The organism is Streptomyces sp. CBMA29 (assembly GCF_014596445.1).
GTDB lineage: Bacteria > Actinomycetota > Actinomycetes > Streptomycetales > Streptomycetaceae > Actinacidiphila.
Genome location: NZ_MECL01000026.1, coordinates 1 through 603, shown reverse-complemented (window position 1 = coordinate 603; position 603 = coordinate 1). Strand labels below are relative to the sequence as shown.

1 protein-coding gene is annotated in these 603 nt (G+C 77.6%); it reads right to left on the bottom strand.

Annotated elements, in window-relative coordinates; genetic code table 11:
• Positions 1-556: SGNH/GDSL hydrolase family protein (locus tag BGM09_RS04020; RefSeq protein WP_188279987.1), on the bottom strand; the 556-nt coding region annotated here is incomplete at its 3' end.
• Between the last annotated feature and the right edge of the window lie 47 nt (positions 557-603).

Genomic DNA, 603 nt, shown 5'->3' with positions numbered 1-603 from the left:
GCCGGTGTCCGGTCTCGCTGGGGTGCAGCCGGTCGGCGCTCAGCGCTCCGGGCATGGTCGCCCAGTGGCGCTCCGCGGCGTGGAGGTGGTGCGCGCCGTGGTGCGCGGACAGGGCGTGCACGGTGTCGTTGAGCGCGCGCATCCTGCGGCCCAGCGGGCGGGCCAGCGGCCACGGCAGCCCGAGCACGGTTCCCGGGTCCGGCAGGCACGCGGTGAGCACGTCGCAGCCCTCGGCGCGCAACGCGCCCATCACGACGTGCAGTTCGGCGGCCACCACCTGGATGTCGAAGCCGCCGCGCAGCGTGTCGTTCCCGCCGACCAGGACGGACGCGAGGTCCGGCCGGTGCCGCAGCGCCGCTTCGAGCTGCGGGCCCGCCACATCACCCGAACGGGCCCCGCTCCGGGCGAGGTTGAGCGTCCGGGTGTCGTACGGCGTCGGCGCGAGCCCGTCGGCGAGCAGCGCCGCCCAGCCGCGCCACCCGCCGTCGGGCAGCGGGTCGCCGACGCCTTCGCTGAGCGAGTCGCCGAGTACGGCGAAGCGCACGGCGCCGGTCACGACCTGACCCCGTCGGACTCCGGCGCGGCGCGGCGGCGCGCGGACGG